This is a genomic window from Halomonas sediminis (assembly GCF_044871105.1).
Classification (GTDB): Bacteria; Pseudomonadota; Gammaproteobacteria; order Pseudomonadales; family Halomonadaceae; genus Vreelandella; species Vreelandella zhuhanensis.
This window is the reverse complement of record NZ_CP085246.1, coordinates 350178-371555: the sequence shown is the minus strand read 5'-3', so window position 1 is coordinate 371555 and position 21378 is coordinate 350178. Positions and strand designations below refer to the sequence as shown.

Sequence of the window (21378 nt, the reverse complement as noted above, 5' to 3'; positions counted from 1 at the left end):
AGCTATCACCATGTCGCGAATCTGTGTGTATCTAGGCTCCCGGGAGGGCCACGACCCGGAGTTTCGCCAAACAGCGCGAACTCTCGGCCACAGCCTGGTCGAGCGCGGGCATACCTTGGTCTACGGCGGTGCGCGCATCGGGCTGATGGGGGAGCTGGCCAATAGCGTGCTGGAAGCCGGAGGTGAGGTTACCGGGGTGATGCCGACGCATCTTGTTGAACGTGAACAGGCGCACCTGGGCCTGACTCGGTTGATTCGCGTTACCGACATGCATGAGCGCAAAGCCAGTATGGCGGCTCATGCGGATGCCTTCGTTGCGTTGCCTGGCGGCATCGGCACCTTCGAAGAATTGTTTGAAGTCTGGACCTGGGGTTATCTGGGGCTGCATGACAAACCGTTGGCTCTGCTCAATATCAACGACTTCTACACGCCGCTCTTGGCCTTTTTGGATGCCACGGTAACGCAAGGCTTCATGGCCACGACTACCCGCGACATGCTGATGGATGCGGAAACGCCTCGTACCCTGCTTGACGCCCTGGAGAGCCATCTGCGAGGCTGATCCTGCTTAAACAAGGAGTGTGTGCCATGTATGCCATCTGCATAGATAATCAGCAGCTTGCCTGGCGCGAGGTTGCGGCGCCCAGCGGCCCGGCTGCTCAAGAGGTGCGAATTCGCGTGGCTTGGGCGGGCGTCAATCGCGCTGATCTGATGCAACGTGCGGGCCACTATCCACCGCCCCCGGGCGCTAGCGAAATCCTGGGCCTGGAAGTCAGCGGCAGCGTCATGGAAACAGGCTCCGATGTTAGTCGCTTTCGTCCCGGTGACCGGGTGTGTGCGCTGCTTGCCGGTGGCGGCTACGCCGAAGAAGTGGTGGTCGATGCCCGGCAGGTGCTTCCCCTGCCGCCCGCGATCAGCTTGCGCGATGCTGCCGCCCTACCCGAAGTGTTTGCCACCGCCTGGCTCAATCTCTTTATGGAAGGCAACTTGCGCACTCATGAGCGAGTGCTTCTACACGCGGGCGCCAGTGGGGTGGGCACCGCTGCCATTCAGCTATGCCGTGCCTTCGAGCATCCTTGTTTTGTCACCGTCGGCAGCGCAGAAAAGCTTGCGGCTTGCCGTGCCTTGGGGGCGGATGCTGGCTGGAATCGCCATGATGGGAGCTTTGTCGAGGCGGTCAAATCGTGGGGCGGCGCGGACGTGATTCTGGATACGGTGGGCGCGAGCTACCTGGCGGATAATCAAAAGGTGCTCAATGCCGATGGGCGATTGGTGCTGATCGGGCTGATGGGCGGTAGAAATGCCGAGTTGGACATGGGCCGCATGTTGATGAAACGCCAGCGCTTCATTGGTTCAACATTACGGGCCAAGCCACCCGCTGCCAAGGGTGCCATCCTGGATGCTCTCTATTCTCACGTCTGGCCACGTTTGACGACTGGCGAACTCAAGCCACTGGTGGATCGCACTTGGTCAATCGAAGACGCTGAGGCCGCTCATCAGTATCTGCAGCAAGACGCTAACATCGGCAAGGTACTGCTTTGCATCAACGGCGAGGGTTAATCATTCTCGATCAACTTGCAGGTTCGCTGATAGGTCAATTGCAGCAGCCGGGCATCTTCGCCAGCCCGGTGACGATGGATGCCACATTCGGTAATGATGGCTTCCTTGGTGTCACTCCACATGGCCTGCTGCGCTTCATTGAGCAAGATGCGTAGCGCCTCGAGACGAAAATGCGGCAACATGCCAGCATGGTGAAATAGCAAGGATAGCCAAGTGTTGTCATACCCCCAGCTGTCACTGTAGGCCTTGTCTATACCCTCCATTTCATCATTGATCCAACACGCCACTTGGCGCACCGGATAACCTTCGCGTACCAAACGTTCTCGAGCGATGCCATGCAACAATTCAGCCTTGGGATCCCAATGCGTCCACTCATCCAATGGCTGAATCAGGAAGGCACAGCTACTTCCATCAGCTCTTGCCAGGCCGATTTCAATGGGATAACTGCCACGCCCGAATCCGGACGCTTCAATATCCAGCACTGTTGGTAGCGTCTCGAACACGGGATACCTTATCCATTGAAAGCTGATGATGTATCAGGCAGCGGGAGCAGATTGAATACCCTGCTTTGCGTCAGCCTGACGATGCCAAAAAGTAGATTTTTCATTATCGACCGCCAAATCCAGCTCGCCATAGCAATATGCCCGAGCCAGCCGCTCGGCAGCCAGATAATGGCCGGCCTGTGCTGCCCGCGCATACCAAGTGACAGCATAGTCTTCCCGACGTGGATATTGTACACACCCATGCTCGTATATCTGCGCGATCTGGTACTGTGCCTTGAGATCACCCGCATGAGCGGCTTCGATCACATAGCGTGCCCCACGCGCCTTGTCCTGCGGTGACAAGCTGCGATGGAACAAGATATGGCCATAAACCGATAATGCCACGGGGTGGCCTGCCTCGGCGCAGCGCTTGAACAAGCGCATGGTTAAACGCTGCGCACGTGGCGAGCGTGGCAACAGCCAACGATTATGAAATAGTCTCTCGGCTAGACCGTACTCAAGCCGAATGAACAATGATGCTGCCTGGGGCATGGCAAACCATCCTGCCTTTGAATCTAATTACCTTGGACCAGGGACGCTTCAACAACGCGCGGAACTCCTTGTCCCAATCGCCTGACCACATGAGTCGCCAGCGGTAGCTGCCAGCGGATGGGCTGGCAAGCATACGCCCGCCTTGCCAGCGACTCAACCCCCCTTGATTTGCTGGTTAGGTAGCCTCTCGTTACCATGCATGACGGACATGGCACCGCCGCCATTCAAGGCACAACCACCTCCTCAAGGAGTTCAAGAATGCAGACGCGCCCTCTCGGCAAAACCGGCATTGAAGTCAGTCGACTCTGCCTCGGCACCATGACCTTCGGTGAACAAAACAGTGAAGCTGATGCACACGAACAACTTGATCGTGCGGTGACCTTTGGTATCAATTTCATCGATACCGCTGAAATGTACCCCGTGCCTCCCAAGGCAGAAACCCAAGGCCTGACGGAAACCTATATCGGCAGCTGGCTCAAGGCTCGTGGATCAAGGGACGATATCATTCTGGCCAGTAAGGTAACCGGACCGGGCATGGATTATCTACGCGGTGGCTCACGCCTGACTCGCCGCCAGATTCTTCAGGCCGCCGATGAAAACCTCAAGCGACTAAACACAGACTACATCGACCTCTATCAATTACATTGGCCGGATCGCAATACCAATTTTTTCGGCAAGCTCGATTATCGCCATGACAAGGAAGAGGATGCCGTGGCGTTGGAAGAAAGTTTAGGAGCGTTAAAGGAGCTGGTCGATGCCGGCAAGGTTCGCGCCATTGGCCTGTCAAACGAAACGCCTTGGGGCGTCATGCGCGCATTACACTTGGCCGACACCATGGGTCTGCCCAGAGTAGTCTCCATTCAGAATCCCTATAACTTGCTTAACCGCAGCTTTGAAGTCGGTTTGGCTGAAATAGCCCACCGTGAAGACGTCGGACTGTTGGCTTACTCACCATTGGGTTTCGGTGTGCTTTCCGGCAAGTACCTGAATGGGGCTCAACCTGAAAATGCCCGCCTCACCTTGTTTGAACGCTTTCAACGTTATACGTCCTCTCAAGCTGAGACAGCCACCCGCGCCTATGTCGAGCTGGCCCGCGAGCATGGCTTAGACCCCGCTCAAATGGCATTGGCCTTTGTCAATTCACGCAGCTTTCTTACCAGCAATATTATTGGCGCCACTAATATGGAGCAGCTGGAAAGCAACTTGGAAAGCGAAAGCTTGAAGCTTGATAATGAGATGTTTGAGGCTATCGACGCCATCCATCAACGTATGCCAAATCCCTGCCCCTGAACCTGAACGCACAAAATCGCGTGGATAGCCCTGGAGATAGCTTTGGAGACAAGCCCCGGGATTACTCGGGGCTTGGTATACTCTTGTTATTTGCCGCTACAGGAGCTTTTCTATGCTGAGCGTGATATCGCCTGCCAAGACCCTCGATTTCGAGACACCCGCCACTACCGACCATGTCACTCAGCCGGATTTTCTCGAACATAGCCAGCAGCTAGTAGATATCCTGAGGGATTACTCACCGCATCAGCTAGGCCAACTCATGGGCATAAGCGACAAGCTGTCCGGCCTCAATGCAGCGCGTTTTGCTCAATGGCAGCTACCCTTCGATCTGGACAATGCCAAACCTGCTGCCCAAGCCTTTCAGGGTGATGTTTACACCGGTCTGAAAGCAGAGACATTCACTGAGAGTGACAACCGTTTTGCTCAAGACCACCTGCGCATCCTTTCAGGACTTTACGGTCTGTTGCGCCCGCTGGACCTGATTCAGCCATATCGTCTGGAAATGGGTACTAAACTGCCTAATCCAGCAGGCAAGGATCTCTACGCGCACTGGAGACCTCAGCTAACGCAGGCACTCCAAGAAGCTATCCAGGCCAGTGGTTCACCCGCACTGGTTAACTTGGCATCCAATGAATACTTCAAGGCCATCGATGCGAAAGCCCTTGATGCGCGAGTGATTACACCAGTCTTCAAGGATGAAAAAAATGGCAGTTACAAGACCATCAGTTTTTACGCTAAAAAAGCGCGCGGGCTGATGGGGGCATGGATCATCCAGCAACGCCTAGACGATCCGGAAGGGCTCAAGGAATTCGACGTGGCAGGGTATCGTTATAACGCTGCCATGTCGGAAGCAAATACCTATGTCTTTACGCGTGACGAAACTAGCCGATAGTTCCTTGCCCGTAGAAAAACGTAATGGCTAGGAAAAGCGTGACGGGTTAGAAAAAGCGCAGTGGGCGAGCCGAACGTGGTTTCAAGAATTCCTGATGAACCTGCTTGAAGGTTGACGTATCGCAACGATGCAACCATTCATAGGCCACCATGTCGGCACTGACCGCAACGGCACCTGCCTGACAGGCCCGCTGGCGGGCCAGTTGGGCTTCTTCCATGCGGCGGCTGGCGGTGGCTTCCGTCAGCCAGTAGACCTCATAACCTGCAGCCAACAGGCCTAATCCTGTCTGCAACACGCAAATATGGGCTTCTGTACCACACAGAACGATCTGGGTCCGACCGGTTTCGCGCAGGGCGTCACCAAACTCGGTTTCCGCCATGATGCCGAAGTGGCACTTTTTCCATAACCGATAATCTTGCAAGGCGTTAAGTAAGCCAGTTGCCGTTCCGCCTAGTCTTTCAGGATATTGCTCGGTCACCCACATTGGCACTTCCAATGCTTCGGCAACTCCCCCCATCCAGGCGGCTTCTTCCACCGCCTGAGCGCCTCCATCGATGACTGGAATCAACCCCGCCTGCAAATCGACCATCAACATCAGGCTCTTTTCTCGGCTCAATAACATCCTGGCGTTCCTTTTAATCTTTTTCGGCGGCATCTCTCATATCTTGGCCCAATTCTTCGATGCTATCACCCGTTTCTTGCATTGCCTCATCAAACTGCTGCCCTGCCTTCTCTGCCGGCCCCGGCTCATCCTGACAAGCTGTTAGCCCAGCAGTCAGTATGCTAACCAACAGGATAAGAATCAGTTTATGCAATATTTTACTCATGTTTATCTCTTTCGCTTTTGAAGATAACTAGAGGTTATCACTTTTGTGAGTCAGGACCTTCTTGAATACAAGGCAAAAAAAATCCCCCGGGCGGGTAGCCTCGGGGGATTTTTTCGAATAGGTGCCTGACGATGACCTACTCTCGCATGGGGAGACCCCACACTACCATCGGCGCGGAACGGTTTCACGACTGAGTTCGGCAAGGGATCAGGTGGTTCCCGGACGCTATGGTCGTCAGGCAAAACTTTAATGTCTATCATGCTGATGGGCACGTCGCCTTGGCGGCGGGCCGATTGTCTGTTGTCCTGCGATCAGACCCCTTGGGTGTTATAGGGTCAAGCCTCACGGGCCATTAGTACACGTTAGCTCAACGCCTTGCAGCGCTTCCACACCGTGCCTATCAACCAGCTGGTCTCGCTGGGCCCTTCAGGAGGCTCAAGGCCTCGGGGACGTCTCATCTTGAAGGGGGCTTCCCGCTTAGATGCTTTCAGCGGTTATCCCGTCCGACCATAGCTACCCGGCAATGCCACTGGCGTGACAACCGGAACACCAGAGGGTCGTCCACTCCGGTCCTCTCGTACTAGGAGCAGCCCTTCTCAAACGTCCAACGCCCACGGCAGATAGGGACCGAACTGTCTCACGACGTTCTAAACCCAGCTCGCGTACCACTTTAAATGGCGAACAGCCATACCCTTGGGACCGACTTCAGCCCCAGGATGTGATGAGCCGACATCGAGGTGCCAAACACCGCCGTCGATGTGAACTCTTGGGCGGTATCAGCCTGTTATCCCCGGAGTACCTTTTATCCGTTGAGCGATGGCCCTTCCATACAGAACCACCGGATCACTAGAACCTGCTTTCGCACCTGCTCGACGTGTCTGTCTCGCAGTCAAGCACCCTTATGCTCTTGCACTCAATGCACGATGTCCGACCGTGCTGAGGGTACCTTCGTGCTCCTCCGTTACGCTTTGGGAGGAGACCGCCCCAGTCAAACTACCCACCACACACTGTCCTCGATCCCGATAAGGGACCTGAGTGAGAACGCCAATGATGCCAGGCTGGTATTTCAAGGTTGGCTCCCCCCGAACTGGCGTCCGGGGTTCCTAGCCTCCCAGCTATCCTACACAGGCAACATCAGCGTCCAGTGTGAAGCTATAGTAAAGGTTCACGGGGTCTTTCCGTCTAGCCGCGGGTACACCGCATCTTCACGGCGATTTCAATTTCACTGAGTCTCGGGTGGAGACAGCGTGGCCATCATTACGCCATTCGTGCAGGTCGGAACTTACCCGACAAGGAATTTCGCTACCTTAGGACCGTTATAGTTACGGCCGCCGTTTACCGGGGCTTCAATCAAGAGCTTCGCCCGAGGGCTAACACCATCATTTAACCTTCCGGCACCGGGCAGGCGTCACACCCTATACGTCCGCTTGCGCGTTGGCAGAGTGCTGTGTTTTTAATAAACAGTTGCAGCCACCTGGTATCTTCGACCGGTTCGGGCTCAGGGAGCAAGTCCCGTCACCCTACGCCGGCGTGCCTTCTCCCGAAGTTACGGCACCATTTTGCCTAGTTCCTTCACCCGAGTTCTCTCAAGCGCCTTGGGATTCTCTCCCTGACCACCTGTGTCGGTTTGGGGTACGGTCGCACATGATCTGAAGCTTAGAGGCTTTTCCTGGAAGCGTGGCATCAGTGACTTCCTGACCGTAGTCAGTTCATCTCGTGTCTCGGCGTTAAGGTCCCGGATTTGCCTAGGACCTCGGCCTACTCACTTTCACCAGGACAACCAACGCCTGGCCCACCTAGCCTTCTCCGTCCCCCCATCGCAATCATGTCCGGTACGGGAATATTGACCCGTTTTCCATCGACTACGCCTTTCGGCCTCGCCTTAGGGGCCGACTCACTCTGCTCCGATTAGCGTCGAACAGAAACCCTTGGTCTTCCGGCGAGGGCGTTTTTCACGCCCTTTATCGTTACTCATGTCAGCATTCGCACTCGTGATACCTCCAGCAGACTTCTCAATCCACCTTCATCGGCGTACACGACGCTCCTCTACCGCGCATTCCTAAGAACGCACCCGTAGCTTCGGTACCTGGTTTAGCCCCGTTACATCTTCCGCGCAGGCCGACTCGACTAGTGAGCTATTACGCTTTCTTTAAAGGGTGGCTGCTTCTAAGCCAACCTCCTAGCTGTCTGAGCCTTCCCACATCGTTTCCCACTTAACCAGGATTTGGGGACCTTAGCTGACGGTCTGGGTTGTTTCCCTTTTCACAACGGACGTTAGCACCCGCTGTGTGTCTCCCACGCTGCACTCACCGGTATTCGGAGTTTGCCTCGGGTTGGTAAGTCGGGATGACCCCCTAGCCGAAACAGTGCTCTACCCCCGGTGGTGATACATGAGGCGCTACCTAAATAGCTTTCGAGGAGAACCAGCTATCTCCGGGCTTGATTAGCCTTTCACTCCGATCCACAAGTCATCCAAATCTTTTTCAACAGATCCTGGTTCGGGCCTCCAGTTGATGTTACTCAACCTTCACCCTGCTCATGGATAGATCGCCCGGTTTCGGGTCTATTTCCAGCGACTAGCGCGCCCAGTTAAGACTCGGTTTCCCTACGGCTCCCCTATACGGTTAACCTCGCCACTGAAAATAAGTCGCTGACCCATTATACAAAAGGTACGCCGTCACCCAACAAGTGGGCTCCGACTGCTTGTACGCACACGGTTTCAGGATCTATTTCACTCCCCTCTCCGGGGTTCTTTTCGCCTTTCCCTCACGGTACTGGTTCACTATCGGTCAGCCAGGAGTATTTAGCCTTGGAGGATGGTCCCCCCATGTTCAGTCAAGGTTTCTCGTGCCCCGACCTACTCGATTTCACGTGATCAGATTTTCGACTACGGGGCTATCACCCGCTACGGCCAAGCTTCCCAGCTTGTTCGCCTAATCAGTCACACGCTTAAGGGCTGGTCCCCGTTCGCTCGCCGCTACTAGGGGAATCTCGGTTGATTTCTTTTCCTCAGGGTACTTAGATGTTTCAGTTCCCCTGGTTCGCCTCGTACACCTATGTATTCAGTGCACGATACTCATCTTGTGATGAGTGGGTTTCCCCATTCAGAAATGCCCGGGTCACAGGTTGTTTGCCACCTCGCCGAGCCTTATCGCAGGCTGCCACGTCTTTCATCGCCTCTGGCTGCCTAGGCATCCACCGTGTGCGCTTCATTGCTTGACCCTATAACCCGAAGGAGTCTGGGTCGCAATGACAACATGCAGAAGACTTGCGTCTTCTGCGTTCATCAGCATGATATACATTGTTAAAGAGCGACTGCTGATAAGCAGTGAAAAAGCATCTATCGCTAACCGCTTAGATGGTTGTTCACTGCTTACTCTCAGCGTCTTGATCAGGTAATTCATTGTGAGCGCTTGCCGCAAGGGCTGACGTGTCGTTTAAGGAGGTGATCCAGCCGCAGGTTCCCCTACGGCTACCTTGTTACGACTTCACCCCAGTCATGAACCACACCGTGGTGATCGCCCTCTTGCGTTAGGCTAACCACTTCTGGTGCAGTCCACTCCCATGGTGTGACGGGCGGTGTGTACAAGGCCCGGGAACGTATTCACCGTGACATTCTGATTCACGATTACTAGCGATTCCGACTTCACGGAGTCGAGTTGCAGACTCCGATCCGGACTGAGACCGGCTTTCTGGGATTCGCTGACTCTCGCGAGCTCGCAACCCTTTGTACCGGCCATTGTAGCACGTGTGTAGCCCTACCCGTAAGGGCCATGATGACTTGACGTCGTCCCCACCTTCCTCCGGTTTGTCACCGGCAGTCTCCTTAGAGTTCCCGGCATGACCCGCTGGCAAATAAGGACAAGGGTTGCGCTCGTTACGGGACTTAACCCAACATTTCACAACACGAGCTGACGACAGCCATGCAGCACCTGTCTCTGCGCTCCCGAAGGCACACCAGAATCTCTTCCGGCTTCGCAGGATGTCAAGGGTAGGTAAGGTTCTTCGCGTTGCATCGAATTAAACCACATGCTCCACCGCTTGTGCGGGCCCCCGTCAATTCATTTGAGTTTTAACCTTGCGGCCGTACTCCCCAGGCGGTCGACTTATCGCGTTAACTTCGCCACAAAGTGCTCAAGGCACCCAACGGCTGGTCGACATCGTTTACGGCGTGGACTACCAGGGTATCTAATCCTGTTTGCTACCCACGCTTTCGCACCTCAGCGTCAGTGTCAGTCCAGAAGGCCGCCTTCGCCACTGGTATTCCTCCCGATCTCTACGCATTTCACCGCTACACCGGGAATTCTACCTTCCTCTCCTGCACTCTAGCCTGACAGTTCCGGATGCAGTTCCCAGGTTGAGCCCAGGGCTTTCACAACCGGCTTATCACGCCGCCTACGCGCGCTTTACGCCCAGTAATTCCGATTAACGCTCGCACCCTCCGTATTACCGCGGCTGCTGGCACGGAGTTAGCCGGTGCTTCTTCTGCGAGTGATGTCTTTCCTGGCGGGTATTAACCGCCAGGCGTTCTTCCTCGCTGAAAGTGCTTTACAACCCGAAGGCCTTCTTCACACACGCGGCATGGCTGGATCAGGGTTGCCCCCATTGTCCAATATTCCCCACTGCTGCCTCCCGTAGGAGTTCGGGCCGTGTCTCAGTCCCGATGTGGCTGATCATCCTCTCAGACCAGCTACGGATCGTCGCCTTGGTGAGCCATTACCTCACCAACCAGCTAATCCGGCATAGGCTCATCCGATAGCGCAAGGCCAAAAGGCCCCTGCTTTCTCCCGTAGGACGTATGCGGTATTAGCCTGAGTTTCCCCAGGTTATCCCCCACTACCGGGTAGATTCCTATGCAGTACTCACCCGTCCGCCGCTCGTCAGCGCCCCGAAGGGCCTGTTACCGCTCGACTTGCATGTGTTAGGCCTGCCGCCAGCGTTCAATCTGAGCCATGATCAAACTCTTCAGTTTCAAATCATTGTGATCCTTGCCTGTCACTCGAAAGTCACAGAAGTGGATCAAACTTGGCTCAAGGTTCAAACGATTTCATTCAACACAGGTTCCGAAAAACCTTATTGCTTGAGTCGCTTGCCTTGATTTTCGGTGACATTGTCACCCTCATCGGCAAGCGCCCACATGAATTACCTGATCAATTGTTAAAGAGCATCTCGCGGTCGCTGTCCGGCTTGCGCCTCATCAGCACCCGGCGAGGAAGACGTATTCTACGCCGTTAACCGAGAATGTCAAGGACCGATTGAACTGAAGGCGATCATTTCATCTCCTTCCTTCGGCGAGCCAGGCTTTGAAAAAAAGCGCTAACCCCTTGACACTGCTTGCTTTTCAGCAAGCTCCACCGCTGGAAACGCCTGGCGTTCCCGGCAGCGGATGCGTACTCTACCCCCTGGCCGGGACACTGGCAAGCCTTCCGTGTAAAAAACTTCAGTTTCTAGCTTTTTGCCTTGCGCATTATTGCCAATATTGGCCCCGAAATTACGTAAGCACTGAAAAGCAGAAGCAGCATGACGGAAGGTTCGATAGAAATCACAACGAAGCCAATCACTACTGCCAATAGCACCACAAAGGGCACTGGCCCTTTGAGATCGACATCCTTGAAGCTGTAATAACGGATGTTGCTCACCATCAGGACAGCTGCTGCGGCCACAACAAACAGCATCAACAGCTTGAAACCCAGTGCATCGGCATCGAAATGGTAAAACGTCCAGACACAAGCAGCTATCAAGGCCGCAGCAGAAGGGCTGGGCAAGCCAATGAACCAGCGCTTGTCTGTACTGCCGACTTGAACATTGAAACGTGCCAGGCGCAGCGCCGCGCAGGCAACATATAAGAAGGCCACGACCCAACCCGTCTTACCGATATCCTGCAGTATCCAGGTAAATGCCACCAGCGCAGGCGCCACCCCAAAAGAAAGCATATCCGATAGGCTGTCATATTCCGCACCGAAGGCACTTTGGGTATTGGTCATGCGAGCGACTCGGCCATCCAGCCCATCCAGCACCATCGCGATGAAGATAGCCACGGCGGCAGCGGCAAAATCACCATTGATACCAGCCACCACAGCAAAAAAACCCGAGAAAAGTGCGGAGGTAGTGAAGAGGTTAGGTAGTAAATAGATACCCTTGCGACGCACCTTCTTCCCGTCCTCGACAGATTCTTCGACAACCTCTGTCTCGCGTAGAAAAGCTGCTGTCAGGTCTTCATTACCCACCGCGTCCTGCTTCTCTGTATCGCGATCAGCGCCGGGGTCTTGTTCCGTATTACGAGGTTCCTGAGTCATACGTGTCGTCCATTTAAAATGAGCTCACCATAGCAGTGATGGATTTCATTCTACACGGTGAGATTGATGCAGGAAGTACACGCCTGAACAAACGCAACAAGGGCGCGATAATTCGCGCCCTTGTCCGCCACTAGCTCAGATTGCTGGAAATCAGTTCTTGGATTTGTCTACCAACTGATTCGCGGCAATCCACGGCATCATACCGCGAAGCTTGGCACCGACCTGCTCGATGTCATGCTCTGCATTGAGACGACGGCGAGCGGTCATCGAAGGATAGTTGCTGTTACCTTCATTGATGAACATTTTTGCATATTCACCGGTCTGGATGCGCTTGAGTGCATTGCGCATCGCAGCGCGTGACTGGTCGTTAATGATCTCGGGGCCGGTCACGTACTCGCCATATTCCGCATTATTGGAGATGGAGTAGTTCATGTTGGCAATGCCGCCCTCGTACATCAGGTCGACGATCAGTTTGAGTTCGTGGAGACACTCGAAGTAAGCCATTTCGGGCGCATAACCTGCTTCAGTCAGCGTTTCGAAACCGGCCTTGACCAGTTCCACCGCGCCGCCACACAGCACGGCTTGCTCACCGAACAGATCCGTTTCGGTTTCGTCTTTAAAAGTTGTCTCGATGATACCGCTACGCCCCCCACCCACGCCGGCAGCGTAAGACAGCGAAAGCTCCTTGGCCTTACCGGAAGCATCTTGATGGATAGCGATAAGGTCAGGGATACCGCCGCCCTTGACGAACTCGGAACGCACGGTATGGCCCGGCGCTTTGGGTGCAATCATGATGACGTCGAGATCTTTACGCGGCTCGATCTGGTTATAGTGAATATTGAAACCGTGGGCAAAAGCCAAGGTAGCGCCTTCTTTCAGATTCGGCTCGATTTCTTGCTCGTAAATCGCTTTTTGATTTTCATCCGGTGCAAGCATCATCACTACATCAGCGGTTTTGCAGGCCTCAGGCACAGTGGCCACCTTGAGACCCGCCGCCTCAGCCTTGGCTGCGGAAGAAGAGCCCTTGCGCAGAGCAACCGTCACGTCAACGCCGGATTCCTTCAGGTTATTGGCATGGGCATGCCCCTGAGAGCCGTAACCGACGATGGTGACTTTCTTGGCTTGGATCAACGAAAGGTCGCAATCTTTATCGTAAAAAACGCGCATGATGTGCTCCGGAAAGGTGGTTGGATACTAGGCGTAACGCCGCTGAGCCCAACTCTACGCCAGCCAGATTATTGCGTAAAACGCTATATTTGAAACGTTGTATTGCATAATATGCAATGCATAACCTCAACGTGGATTTCCATGGACTTTCGCCAGCTCAAGCACTTCCTGACACTGACTGAAACACTGCATTTCGGCCGCGCCAGCGAGCTATGCCATGTCAGCCCTTCGACCTTGAGTCGCTCAATCCGGCAATTGGAAGAAGCGCTCGACGCCCCCCTTTTTGAACGCGACAACCGGCATGTAGCCTTGACTCGCCAAGGGCTGATTCTGCAACGCTACGCCCGTGACACACTCGAGCAATGGGAGGCACTACGTCATACCTTGGCCGCCGAGGCGACACAGCTCACTGGCGAGATCAGCATTTATTGCTCGGTGACCGCCAGCTACAGTTTTCTTTACGAATTGCTCAGTGCCTTTCGCAGCCGCCACCCCGGCATTGAATTGAAACTTCACACCGGCGACCCGGCAGATTCCATGGCACGAGTATTGGCAGGAGACGACGATATGGCGATTACGCCACGACCGCGCGTGCTTCCGCCATCCCTGGCTTTCAAGTCCTTGACTCGCTCACCCTTGGTGTTTATCGCCCCTTTCACGAAGACCGGGGCGGCTATGAACTGGGTACCTGATACACCGGAAAGTCCCACGCCGACTCAATGGCAAGATGTACCCATGATTCTTTCCGAGGCCGGCCTTTCGCGGGACTATGCCGATACCTGGTTCAAGGCGCTAGGTATCACTCCCCGCATTTATGCCCAGGTTGCCGGTCACGAAGCCATCGTCAGCATGGTCGGGCTGGGTTTCGGCATAGGTGTGGTTCCCAAAATTGTGCTGGATAACAGCCCCCTTGCCGAGCGAGTACGCATATTGGCAGTCAAGCCCGAACTACCTCACTACGATGTGGGGCTATGCGTGTTAAACCGGCGTTTAAAAAGCCCCCTGACCCAGGCGTTGTGGGATGAAGTCAACGAACGAACATGAAAAAGCCGCCCCGAAGGCGGCTAATCAATACAAGGCTTGCAGAACGCAGATGGATACCAACTGCTTACGGCAAGCTTTTTTATAACAAGCGTTAAAGTGACAGCACCTTGTCGCCGCGGGCGATGCCCGACACCCCGGTACGCGCCACTTCCAATATTCCCACCGGACCCATTGCCTGCAAGAACGCATCCAGCTTGGTGGCGTCGCCGGTGATCTGAACCGTATAAAGGCTAGGCGTGACATCGACGATCTGCGCCCGGAAAATATCCACCGTGCGCTTCACTTCATCGCGTGCCGCACCTAGCGCCTTCACTTTCACCAACATCAGTTCGCGCTCGATATGATTGCCTTCGGTGAGATCCACCAATTTGATCACATCGATCAACTTGTTGAGATGCTTGGTGATCTGCTCGATCACCCGATCATCACCCACGGTGGTAACCGTCAAGCGCGACAATGACGGATCTTCCGTCGCGGCCACGTTCAAGGTTTCAATGTTGAAATTACGCTGGGAAAACAACCCCACCACGCGGGACAGGGCGCCGGGTTCGTTTTCCATCAGAATCGAGATGATATGACGCATCAGGTTCGCTCCGTCTTGGAAAGCAGCATGTCGCGCATGGAGCCCAAAGGCACCTGCATCGGATAAACGTGCTCGTGCGGATCTACCTTCACGTCCAGAAACACCAACTCATGCTTATCGGCAAAGGCGCGTTCAAGCGCCGGCTCAAGCTCATCCAGCGTATTCACCGTGATGGCGGTAAAGCCATAGGCTTCGATCAACTTGTGAAAGTCCGGCAATGATTCCATGTAGGAATGCGCATGACGGGACTTATAGTTGAGATCCTGCCACTGGCGCACCATCCCCAGCGAGGCATTGTTGAGATTGACGATTTTCACCCCGATGGCGTACTGCTTACAGGTGGAAAGCTCCTGCATCATCATCTGGAAACTACCTTCCCCCGTCACGCAGACGACGTGATCGTCAGGGTAGCTCTGCTTGATACCCATGGCGGCGGGGAAACCGAACCCCATGGTACCCAAGCCTCCCGAGGTGATCAGACGATTGGGTTTATCGAACTTATAGTACTGGGCAGCGAACATCTGATGCTGACCAACGTCCGTGGTCACGAACGCTTCACCCTGCGTGACACGGCATAACGCTTCGACCACTTCCTGGGATTTCAACACACCGCCGTCAGAAGGCTCGTAAAGCTTGCCCATACGTTCTGCGCGCCAGCCATCGATCTGCTGCCACCACTGAGCCAAGGCATCGGGGTTAGCGATGTCTTGCCCCTGAACCAGACTGATCATTTCATTGATCACGCTGGCCGCCGGACCGACGATAGGTACATCCGCGCGTATCGTCTTGGAGATCGAGCTGGGGTCGATATCCACATGAATGATCTTGGCCGTAGGACAGAACTTGGAGGTATTGTTGGTCACACGGTCATCAAAGCGCGCCCCGATGGCAATCACCAGATCAGCATGGTGCATGGCCATGTTCGACTCATAGGAGCCGTGCATTCCCAGCCAGCCCAGACACTGACGGTCACTTTGCGGGTAAGCGCCGATTCCCATCAAGGTGGTGGTGATCGGGTAATCAAGGCGCTGGACCAGATCGGTCAACCCTTCGCAGGCCTTGCCGAGCACCACGCCGCCTCCGGTGTAGAACACCGGCCGTTTGGCCTTAAGCATCATGTCGACCGCTTTCTTGATCTGGCCAGTATGGCCACGCGTTACCGGGTTATACGAGCGCATCTTGACCTTTTTCGGGTAGATGTACTCGTAGCGCTCGGTAGGAGCGGTCATGTCCTTGGGAATATCCACCACCACCGGGCCGGGACGCCCTGTGGCTGCCAGATAGAACGCCTTTTTCAATACGTCAGGAATTTCCGACGGGTGCCGAATTGAAAAACTGTGTTTCACGATCGGTCGGGTCACGCCGACAATATCGGTTTCCTGAAAGGCGTCGTCACCGATCAGGTGGCTCATCACCTGGCCGCAAAGCACCACCATGGGAATCGAGTCCATGTAGGCAGTGGCAATGCCGGTCACCGCATTGGTGGCACCAGGACCTGATGTCACCAGCACGACACCGGGCTTGCCCGAAGCGCGGGCATAGCCGTCGGCGGCATGCGTGGCGGCCTGTTCGTGACGCACCAGAATATGCTTCACCTTGTCTTGGCGGAACAGCGCATCATAAATATGCAGCGCGGCTCCACCGGGATATCCATAAATGTACTCAACGCCCTCATCTTGCAAGAAGCGGGCGATCATGTCTGCGCCGGAAAGCAGTTCCACTGTGTTTCTCCCCTGGAGGTCTCGAGTGCGATCCGTATTCACTGAAGGAACACGGGGTCGAGTGCGGCGGTATGCCACTGCCGGCCGTGCCGGCACCTGATGCCAAACCCTGGCAGTTTTCGGCCCGGTTGGGGCCTGCACTCTCATCACGGCGGATTGCCGCGTCGGGGCGTTGGCCAGGTTGGGCGGTTGACCCAAACCCGGAAGTCCTTCGGCGGGTAAAGGCCACTTGGCCTACCCTTCGCGCGGGAGTTGGGGGTTGCCCTTCGATCCGCGCCCGCAATCAGGAAGCGTCAAGATTCCATTAGCGCTGTCAGCATGTCAACCGTCAAGCGCCCAAGCTCACCCATCATCTAGCAAGAAAGGCATATAAAAAGCACCGCCAGGCTTAAGCCGGGCGGGGCAGAAATTCAACAAAGCACCTACCAAGAGGTCAGCTGCCGAAAATAAGTTTACCTTCTTCAGCGGAAATACGAATGGTCTCGCCCGGGGCAAACTTGCCTGCCAACAGATCCTGCGCCAGCGGGTTTTCGATACGGCTCTGAATCGCCCGCTTGAGCGGCCGCGCCCCGAATACCGGGTCAAAGCCTATTACCGCGAGTTGCGCCATTGCATCGTCACTGACTTCGAGTTTGAGGTCATGTTCGGCCAGACGTGCCTTCAAGCGTTCAAGCTGAATACCGGCAATGGCCTGAATCTGCTCCTGACCCAGGGCATGAAAGACCACGACCTCATCGATGCGGTTGATAAGTTCGGGGCGGAAGTGATCGCCCACCACCGCCATGACCATGTCCTTCATCTGCTGATAGTCGGTCTCTTCGCCACCCATGCGCTGGATGATGTCCGAGCCCATGTTGGAGGTCATTACGATCACGGTGTTGCGAAAGTCCACCGTGCGCCCCTGACCATCGGTCAGGCGACCGTCTTCGAGCACCTGCAGCAAGATGTTGAACACATCCGGATGGGCCTTTTCGACCTCATCGAGCAGCAACACCGAATACGGCTTACGCCGCACGGCTTCGGTGAGGTAACCACCCTCCTCGTAACCGACATAGCCGGGAGGCGCGCCGATCAGCCGTGCCACGGAATGCTTCTCCATGAACTCGGACATGTCGATACGCACCATGGCTTCTTCGGTGTCGAACAGGAAGTTGGCCAGCGACTTGCAAAGCTCGGTCTTGCCCACGCCGGTGGGGCCCAGGAACAGGAACGAGCCGTTGGGGCGATTGGGGTCAGAAAGACCAGCACGCGAACGACGCACGGCATTGGATACCGCTTCCACCGCCTCTTCCTGGCCGATAACCCGCTGATGCAGCGCCTCTTCCATGCGCAGCAACTTGTCGCGCTCACCTTCGAGCATCTTGGTCACGGGGATCCCGGTCCAGCGCGAGACCACTTCGGCAATTTCTTCCTCGGTGACGTTGGAACGCAGCAGCTGATGGCTAGCGGTATCCGCCGCGGTATCGTTGCTTTCGGCTATTTTCTTTTCAAGCTCTGGAATCTTGCCGTACTGAAGCTCCGACATACGCCCCAGATCGCTCTGGCGGCGGGCCTGCTCCAGGTCAGTACGCGCCTGTTCAAGCTCGGCCTTGTACTGAGCCGCCCCTTGGATACTGGCTTTCTCCGCCTTCCAGATTTCATCGAGGTCGGCGTATTCGCGCTCCAGGTCATGTATTTGGTTTTCCAGACCCTCCAAGCGCTTTTTCGTCGCCTCATCGGTCTCTTTTTTCAGCGCCTCACGCTCCATCTTCAGCTGAATCAAGCGGCGATCAAGGCGATCCATTTCCTCAGGCTTGGAATCCAACTCCATACGGATACGCGATGCCGCCTCATCGATCAAATCGATAGCCTTATCGGGCAACTGGCGGTCGGTGATATAGCGCGTGGAAAGCTTGGCCGCGGCAATAATCGCCGAGTCGGTAATGTCTACGCCATGATGGACTTCATAACGTTCTTTCAAGCCACGCAGGATCGCCACGGTATCTTCTTCGGTAGGTTCATCCACCAATACCTTCTGGAAACGCCGTTCCAGGGCAGCGTCTTTTTCGATGTACTTGCGATATTCATCCAGGGTGGTGGCGCCCACGCAGTGAAGTTCACCGCGAGCCAAGGCGGGCTTGAGCATATTGCCCGCATCCATGGCGCCTTCAGCCTTGCCGGCCCCGACCATGGTGTGCAACTCATCGATGAACAGGATCACGCGCCCTTCTTCCTGTGAAAGCTCCTTGAGTACGGCTTTCAAGCGCTCCTCGAACTCACCGCGAAACTTGGCGCCCGCCAGCAACGACCCCATGTCCAGCGACAGCACGCGCTTGCTTTTCAAGCCCTCCGGCACCTCACCGTTGACGATACGCTGGGCGAGCCCCTCGACGATGGCGGTTTTACCCACACCCGGCTCCCCGATCAACACCGGGTTGTTCTTGGTGCGCCGCTGAAGCACTTGAATGGTGCGACGAATTTCATCATCGCGGCCGATGACCGGATCAAGCTTGCCATCCAGGGCACGCTGATTGAGATCCAGTGTGTACTTGTTGAGCGCTTCGCGCTGCTCTTCGGCATTGGGGTCATCGACTGTTTCTCCTCCACGCAGGCTGTCGACGGCGGCTTCCAACCCTTTGCGGTTGACCCCGGCGTGAGTCAATAGCTTGCTCACCGGATGGCTCATCTCCAGTGCAGCTAACAGCACCAGCTCGCTGGCGATAAATTGATCGCCACGTTTCTGGGCTTCCCGATCGGTGAGATTGAACAGTTTGAGCAGATCGCGCGAGGGCTGAACATCGCCGGTGAATTCGCTGACCTTGGGCAGATCATCGAGATGCGCCACCAACCCATCGCGCAGCTGGCTAGCGTTGCCACCGGCTTTTTGAATCAGCGCCTTGATCCCGGTATCTCGCTCATCCAGCAGGGCCAACAGCAAGTGGCCGGGCTCAAGCTGATTATGTCCGTGGCCGACGGCCAAAGACTGCGCCTCAGCAATGGCGTTTTGTAATTTGGCAGTGAACTTGTCGAATCGCATCTACTTCCTCCCTGGATGGCGATGCGTTCGGACGCACCGCTTGACCCGAAACATAGGCTAAAAAAACACTCTTGAAAAACCGTCATTAACTGACTCAAGACTTGACAATATAGATGGCATCAGCCTGGGCATGTTTCAAGGGGAGAAAGCGATATTGAAGCAGTTATTCCATGCATCTAGGAGGGTCAACCCAGCCAGATCACACTGGCCATCCGCCCGGTAATCCCTTCATCGCAACGATAGGAGTAAAAGCGTGGCTCGCAGGCCGTACAGAAGTGCCCGCCACTGATCTGGGTGACGCCCAGCGCTTCCAGGCGCAGGCGCGCCAGGCGATAAAGATCCGCCATGTGATGACTCAAGCGATAAGGGCTATGGTCAAATGCCTCCTCCGCGTCAGGATGCACCGCAACAAAGGCATTATGCACTTCCGGGCCGACTTCGAACTGGGCATTGGAGATCGCCGGGCCCAGCCACACCAGGATATCCTCTGCCGCCACACCCAACGCCGCCACCGTGGCTTCCAGCACACCGCCGGCAAGCCCCCGCCAGCCGGCGTGCGCCACGGCTACCCGAGTACCGTTTCGGTCACAGAAAAATACCGGCAGACAATCTGCGGTCAACACCACGCAAGCGTAGTCCTGCGTGGTGGCTACCGCCGCATCGGCTTCGGGACAATCCGCCTCATAACGCTGCTGAATGCGCGCCCCATGGGTCTGGTTGAGCCAGAGTAAAGGCCGCTCATCACCGATCACCTTGTGCAGCAAACGGCGGCAAAGCGCCACATGCGCCGGGTTGTCGCCGACATGCTGGGCCGGATTGAAAGCAGCAAAGTCACCTTGGCTGGGGCCGGTCTCGCGGGTAGTGACAAAAGCACGCACATTGGCCGGTGCCGGCCAGTCGGGCTTAATCAGTGTCGGGTGCAGTTCTATGGCATCACTCATCGCATCGTCTCGCTGTCTTCACGCAAGTAGTCCAGCAGCAACAACAGATCGTCTGGCAACGGCGCAAGAAAGCTGACGTCATTACCACTTTCAGGATGCACAAAAGCGAGCTTGCGAGCATGCAATGCCTGACGCGGGAATTCACGCAGAATTTCCTTGAGCGGCAATGCAGCGCCCGGTGGCAGCTTTGCCCGGCCGCCGTAGACAGGGTCGCCAATCAGAGGATAGCGCTGATGCGCCATATGCACACGAATTTGGTGAGTGCGCCCGGTCTCCAGCTTGCAACGCACATGGGTATGGGCACGAAAACGCTCCACTACCCGGTAATGGGTCACCGCAGGCTTTCCCGAGGCATTGACCGCCTGGCGCTTGCGATCCTTGGGATGTCGGCCAATCGGTGCGTCCACCTTGCCACCCGCCACCGGTGTACCGATGATCACGGCATCGTAATGGCGTGACATGGTGCGTGCCTGGAGCTGTTCGACCAGCGCCGTCTGTGCCGTGAGTGTCTTGGCCACTACCATCAGCCCGGTCGTATCCTTGTCCAGACGATGCACGATGCCCGCCCGCGGAATCTGTGCCAGCGTCGGACAATGGTGCAACAGCGCATTGAGCAGTGTGCCGCTGGCATTACCTGCGGCGGGGTGCACCACCAACCCCGCGGGCTTGTCGATGACGATGACATGTTCATCTTCGAACACGATGGCAAGCGGAATGTCTTCCGCTTCGAAGCGCATATCGTCTTCCAAGGTGGCGTGCAAAGCCAGGTACTCGCCACCGTGCAGTTTGTCCTTGGGCTTGGCCTGCAGACCGTCGACGCTTAGCTCGCCCGTCTTGATCCAGCCTTTCAAGCGTTCCCGCGAGTGGCCGTCGAACAACTCCACCGCCACCTGATCGAGCCGCGACCCTGCCAGTGTGTCGGGTACGCGGTATTTGGCTTCAAGAATCCGAGGCATGCGGGTTGATCCCCTTGATGACGACATGATTCACGAAGACCGGAAGGCCTGCGT

The 21378-nt window shown here is 55.8% G+C and carries 16 protein-coding genes and 3 rRNA genes; 5 read left to right on the top strand and 14 right to left on the bottom strand.

Annotation, left to right across the window (positions count from 1 at the left end; translation table 11 throughout):
• Positions 1-10 precede the first annotated feature (10 nt).
• Both LG290_RS01840 and LG290_RS01835 read left to right on the top strand, forming a co-directional pair.
• Complete coding sequence (locus LG290_RS01840; protein WP_499836003.1) at positions 11-559, top strand: LOG family protein; 549 nt, start codon at positions 11-13, stop codon at positions 557-559.
• Positions 560-585: 26 nt separating this feature from the next.
• Positions 586-1557 carry an NAD(P)H-quinone oxidoreductase gene (locus tag LG290_RS01835; RefSeq protein ID WP_499836002.1) on the top strand — a complete coding sequence of 324 codons (972 nt, stop codon included), beginning with the start codon at positions 586-588 and terminating at the stop codon, positions 1555-1557.
• Here LG290_RS01835 and LG290_RS01830 read toward each other — a convergent pair.
• Together LG290_RS01830 and LG290_RS01825 are read right to left on the bottom strand one after the other, a co-directional pair.
• On the bottom strand, positions 1554-2060 hold the full coding sequence (locus LG290_RS01830) for a hypothetical protein (protein WP_160417619.1): 507 nt from the start codon (positions 2058-2060) through the stop codon (positions 1554-1556). The two genes, LG290_RS01835 and LG290_RS01830, sit on opposite strands and share 4 nt — an antisense overlap.
• A 33-nt stretch (positions 2061-2093) precedes the next feature.
• Entirely contained in the window at positions 2094-2591 is a 498-nt protein-coding gene (locus LG290_RS01825; RefSeq protein ID WP_499836001.1) for a tetratricopeptide repeat protein, read from the bottom strand.
• A 258-nt stretch (positions 2592-2849) separates the two neighbouring features.
• On the opposite strand from LG290_RS01825, the gene LG290_RS01820 reads away from it, so the two are divergent.
• Positions 2850-3881 carry an NADP(H)-dependent aldo-keto reductase gene (locus tag LG290_RS01820; RefSeq protein WP_499835999.1) on the top strand — a complete coding sequence of 344 codons (1032 nt, stop codon included), beginning with the start codon at positions 2850-2852 and terminating at the stop codon, positions 3879-3881.
• Positions 3882-3993: 112 nt separating this feature from the next.
• Positions 3994-4773, top strand: a complete 780-nt coding sequence (yaaA, locus tag LG290_RS01815; RefSeq protein WP_499835998.1) for a peroxide stress protein YaaA — start codon at positions 3994-3996, stop codon at positions 4771-4773.
• 46 nt (positions 4774-4819) lie between these two features.
• Here the strand turns inward: yaaA and LG290_RS01810 are convergent, their stop codons facing one another.
• From LG290_RS01810 to ilvC, 7 genes are all read right to left on the bottom strand, one after another.
• Positions 4820-5395: an isochorismatase family protein gene (locus tag LG290_RS01810; protein WP_499835997.1), complete on the bottom strand. Its 576-nt coding sequence runs from the start codon at positions 5393-5395 to the stop codon at positions 4820-4822.
• Between the two features lie 13 nt (positions 5396-5408).
• Entirely contained in the window at positions 5409-5600 is a 192-nt protein-coding gene (locus LG290_RS01805; RefSeq protein WP_160417624.1) for a hypothetical protein, read from the bottom strand.
• Positions 5601-5723: 123 nt separating this feature from the next.
• A 5S ribosomal RNA gene (rrf, locus tag LG290_RS01800) occupies positions 5724-5839 on the bottom strand.
• 92 nt (positions 5840-5931) lie between these two features.
• A 23S ribosomal RNA gene (locus LG290_RS01795) occupies positions 5932-8822 on the bottom strand.
• 216 nt (positions 8823-9038) lie between these two features.
• A 16S ribosomal RNA gene (locus tag LG290_RS01790) occupies positions 9039-10572 on the bottom strand.
• Together the 16S, 23S and 5S rRNA genes form the textbook arrangement of a ribosomal RNA operon.
• A 475-nt stretch (positions 10573-11047) precedes the next feature.
• On the bottom strand, positions 11048-11896 hold the full coding sequence (pssA, locus tag LG290_RS01785; protein WP_499835996.1) for a CDP-diacylglycerol--serine O-phosphatidyltransferase: 849 nt from the start codon (positions 11894-11896) through the stop codon (positions 11048-11050).
• A 150-nt stretch (positions 11897-12046) separates the two neighbouring features.
• The gene (ilvC, locus tag LG290_RS01780) at positions 12047-13063 is read right to left on the bottom strand and encodes a ketol-acid reductoisomerase (RefSeq protein WP_114488702.1); all 1017 of its coding nucleotides are present in this window, start codon (positions 13061-13063) and stop codon (positions 12047-12049) included.
• A gap of 141 nt (positions 13064-13204) precedes the next feature.
• Here ilvC and ilvY point away from each other — a divergent pair, with 141 nt between their 5' ends.
• Positions 13205-14107: an HTH-type transcriptional activator IlvY gene (ilvY, locus tag LG290_RS01775; RefSeq protein ID WP_499835995.1), complete on the top strand. Its 903-nt coding sequence runs from the start codon at positions 13205-13207 to the stop codon at positions 14105-14107.
• A 91-nt stretch (positions 14108-14198) separates the two neighbouring features.
• Here ilvY and ilvN read toward each other — a convergent pair whose 3' ends face one another.
• From ilvN to rluD, 5 genes are all read right to left on the bottom strand, one after another.
• Positions 14199-14690, bottom strand: coding sequence for an acetolactate synthase small subunit (ilvN, locus tag LG290_RS01770; RefSeq protein ID WP_114488629.1), 492 nt, complete (start codon positions 14688-14690; stop codon positions 14199-14201).
• Positions 14690-16411: an acetolactate synthase 3 large subunit gene (locus tag LG290_RS01765; RefSeq protein WP_499835994.1), complete on the bottom strand. Its 1722-nt coding sequence runs from the start codon at positions 16409-16411 to the stop codon at positions 14690-14692. Before LG290_RS01765 ends, ilvN begins: the two co-directional genes overlap by 1 nt.
• A gap of 433 nt (positions 16412-16844) precedes the next feature.
• The gene (gene clpB / locus LG290_RS01760) at positions 16845-19427 is read right to left on the bottom strand and encodes an ATP-dependent chaperone ClpB (RefSeq protein ID WP_499835993.1); all 2583 of its coding nucleotides are present in this window, start codon (positions 19425-19427) and stop codon (positions 16845-16847) included.
• A gap of 185 nt (positions 19428-19612) precedes the next feature.
• Complete coding sequence (gene pgeF / locus LG290_RS01755; protein ID WP_499835992.1) at positions 19613-20368, bottom strand: peptidoglycan editing factor PgeF; 756 nt, start codon at positions 20366-20368, stop codon at positions 19613-19615.
• On the bottom strand, positions 20365-21324 hold the full coding sequence (rluD, locus tag LG290_RS01750) for a 23S rRNA pseudouridine(1911/1915/1917) synthase RluD (protein ID WP_499835991.1): 960 nt from the start codon (positions 21322-21324) through the stop codon (positions 20365-20367). The genes pgeF and rluD overlap by 4 nt, the downstream gene beginning before the upstream one ends.
• Positions 21325-21378: the final 54 nt, after the last annotated feature.

What these genes read in the sequence shown, in the direction of transcription:
- LG290_RS01840 (WP_499836003.1), top strand. Translation starts at nt 11, where the DNA reads ATGTCGCGAATCTGTGTGTATCTAGGCTCCCGGGAGGGCCACGACCCG.
- LG290_RS01835 (WP_499836002.1), top strand. Translation starts at nt 586, where the DNA reads ATGTATGCCATCTGCATAGATAATCAGCAGCTTGCCTGGCGCGAGGTT.
- LG290_RS01825 (WP_499836001.1), bottom strand. Translation starts at nt 2,591, where the DNA reads ATGCCCCAGGCAGCATCATTGTTCATTCGGCTTGAGTACGGTCTAGCC.
- LG290_RS01820 (WP_499835999.1), top strand. Translation starts at nt 2,850, where the DNA reads ATGCAGACGCGCCCTCTCGGCAAAACCGGCATTGAAGTCAGTCGACTC.
- yaaA (WP_499835998.1), top strand. Translation starts at nt 3,994, where the DNA reads ATGCTGAGCGTGATATCGCCTGCCAAGACCCTCGATTTCGAGACACCC.
- LG290_RS01810 (WP_499835997.1), bottom strand. Translation starts at nt 5,395, where the DNA reads ATGTTATTGAGCCGAGAAAAGAGCCTGATGTTGATGGTCGATTTGCAG.
- LG290_RS01805 (WP_160417624.1), bottom strand. Translation starts at nt 5,600, where the DNA reads ATGAGTAAAATATTGCATAAACTGATTCTTATCCTGTTGGTTAGCATA.
- pssA (WP_499835996.1), bottom strand. Translation starts at nt 11,896, where the DNA reads ATGACTCAGGAACCTCGTAATACGGAACAAGACCCCGGCGCTGATCGC.
- ilvC (WP_114488702.1), bottom strand. Translation starts at nt 13,063, where the DNA reads ATGCGCGTTTTTTACGATAAAGATTGCGACCTTTCGTTGATCCAAGCC.
- ilvY (WP_499835995.1), top strand. Translation starts at nt 13,205, where the DNA reads ATGGACTTTCGCCAGCTCAAGCACTTCCTGACACTGACTGAAACACTG.
- ilvN (WP_114488629.1), bottom strand. Translation starts at nt 14,690, where the DNA reads ATGCGTCATATCATCTCGATTCTGATGGAAAACGAACCCGGCGCCCTG.
- clpB (WP_499835993.1), bottom strand. Translation starts at nt 19,427, where the DNA reads ATGCGATTCGACAAGTTCACTGCCAAATTACAAAACGCCATTGCTGAG.
- pgeF (WP_499835992.1), bottom strand. Translation starts at nt 20,368, where the DNA reads ATGAGTGATGCCATAGAACTGCACCCGACACTGATTAAGCCCGACTGG.
- rluD (WP_499835991.1), bottom strand. Translation starts at nt 21,324, where the DNA reads ATGCCTCGGATTCTTGAAGCCAAATACCGCGTACCCGACACACTGGCA.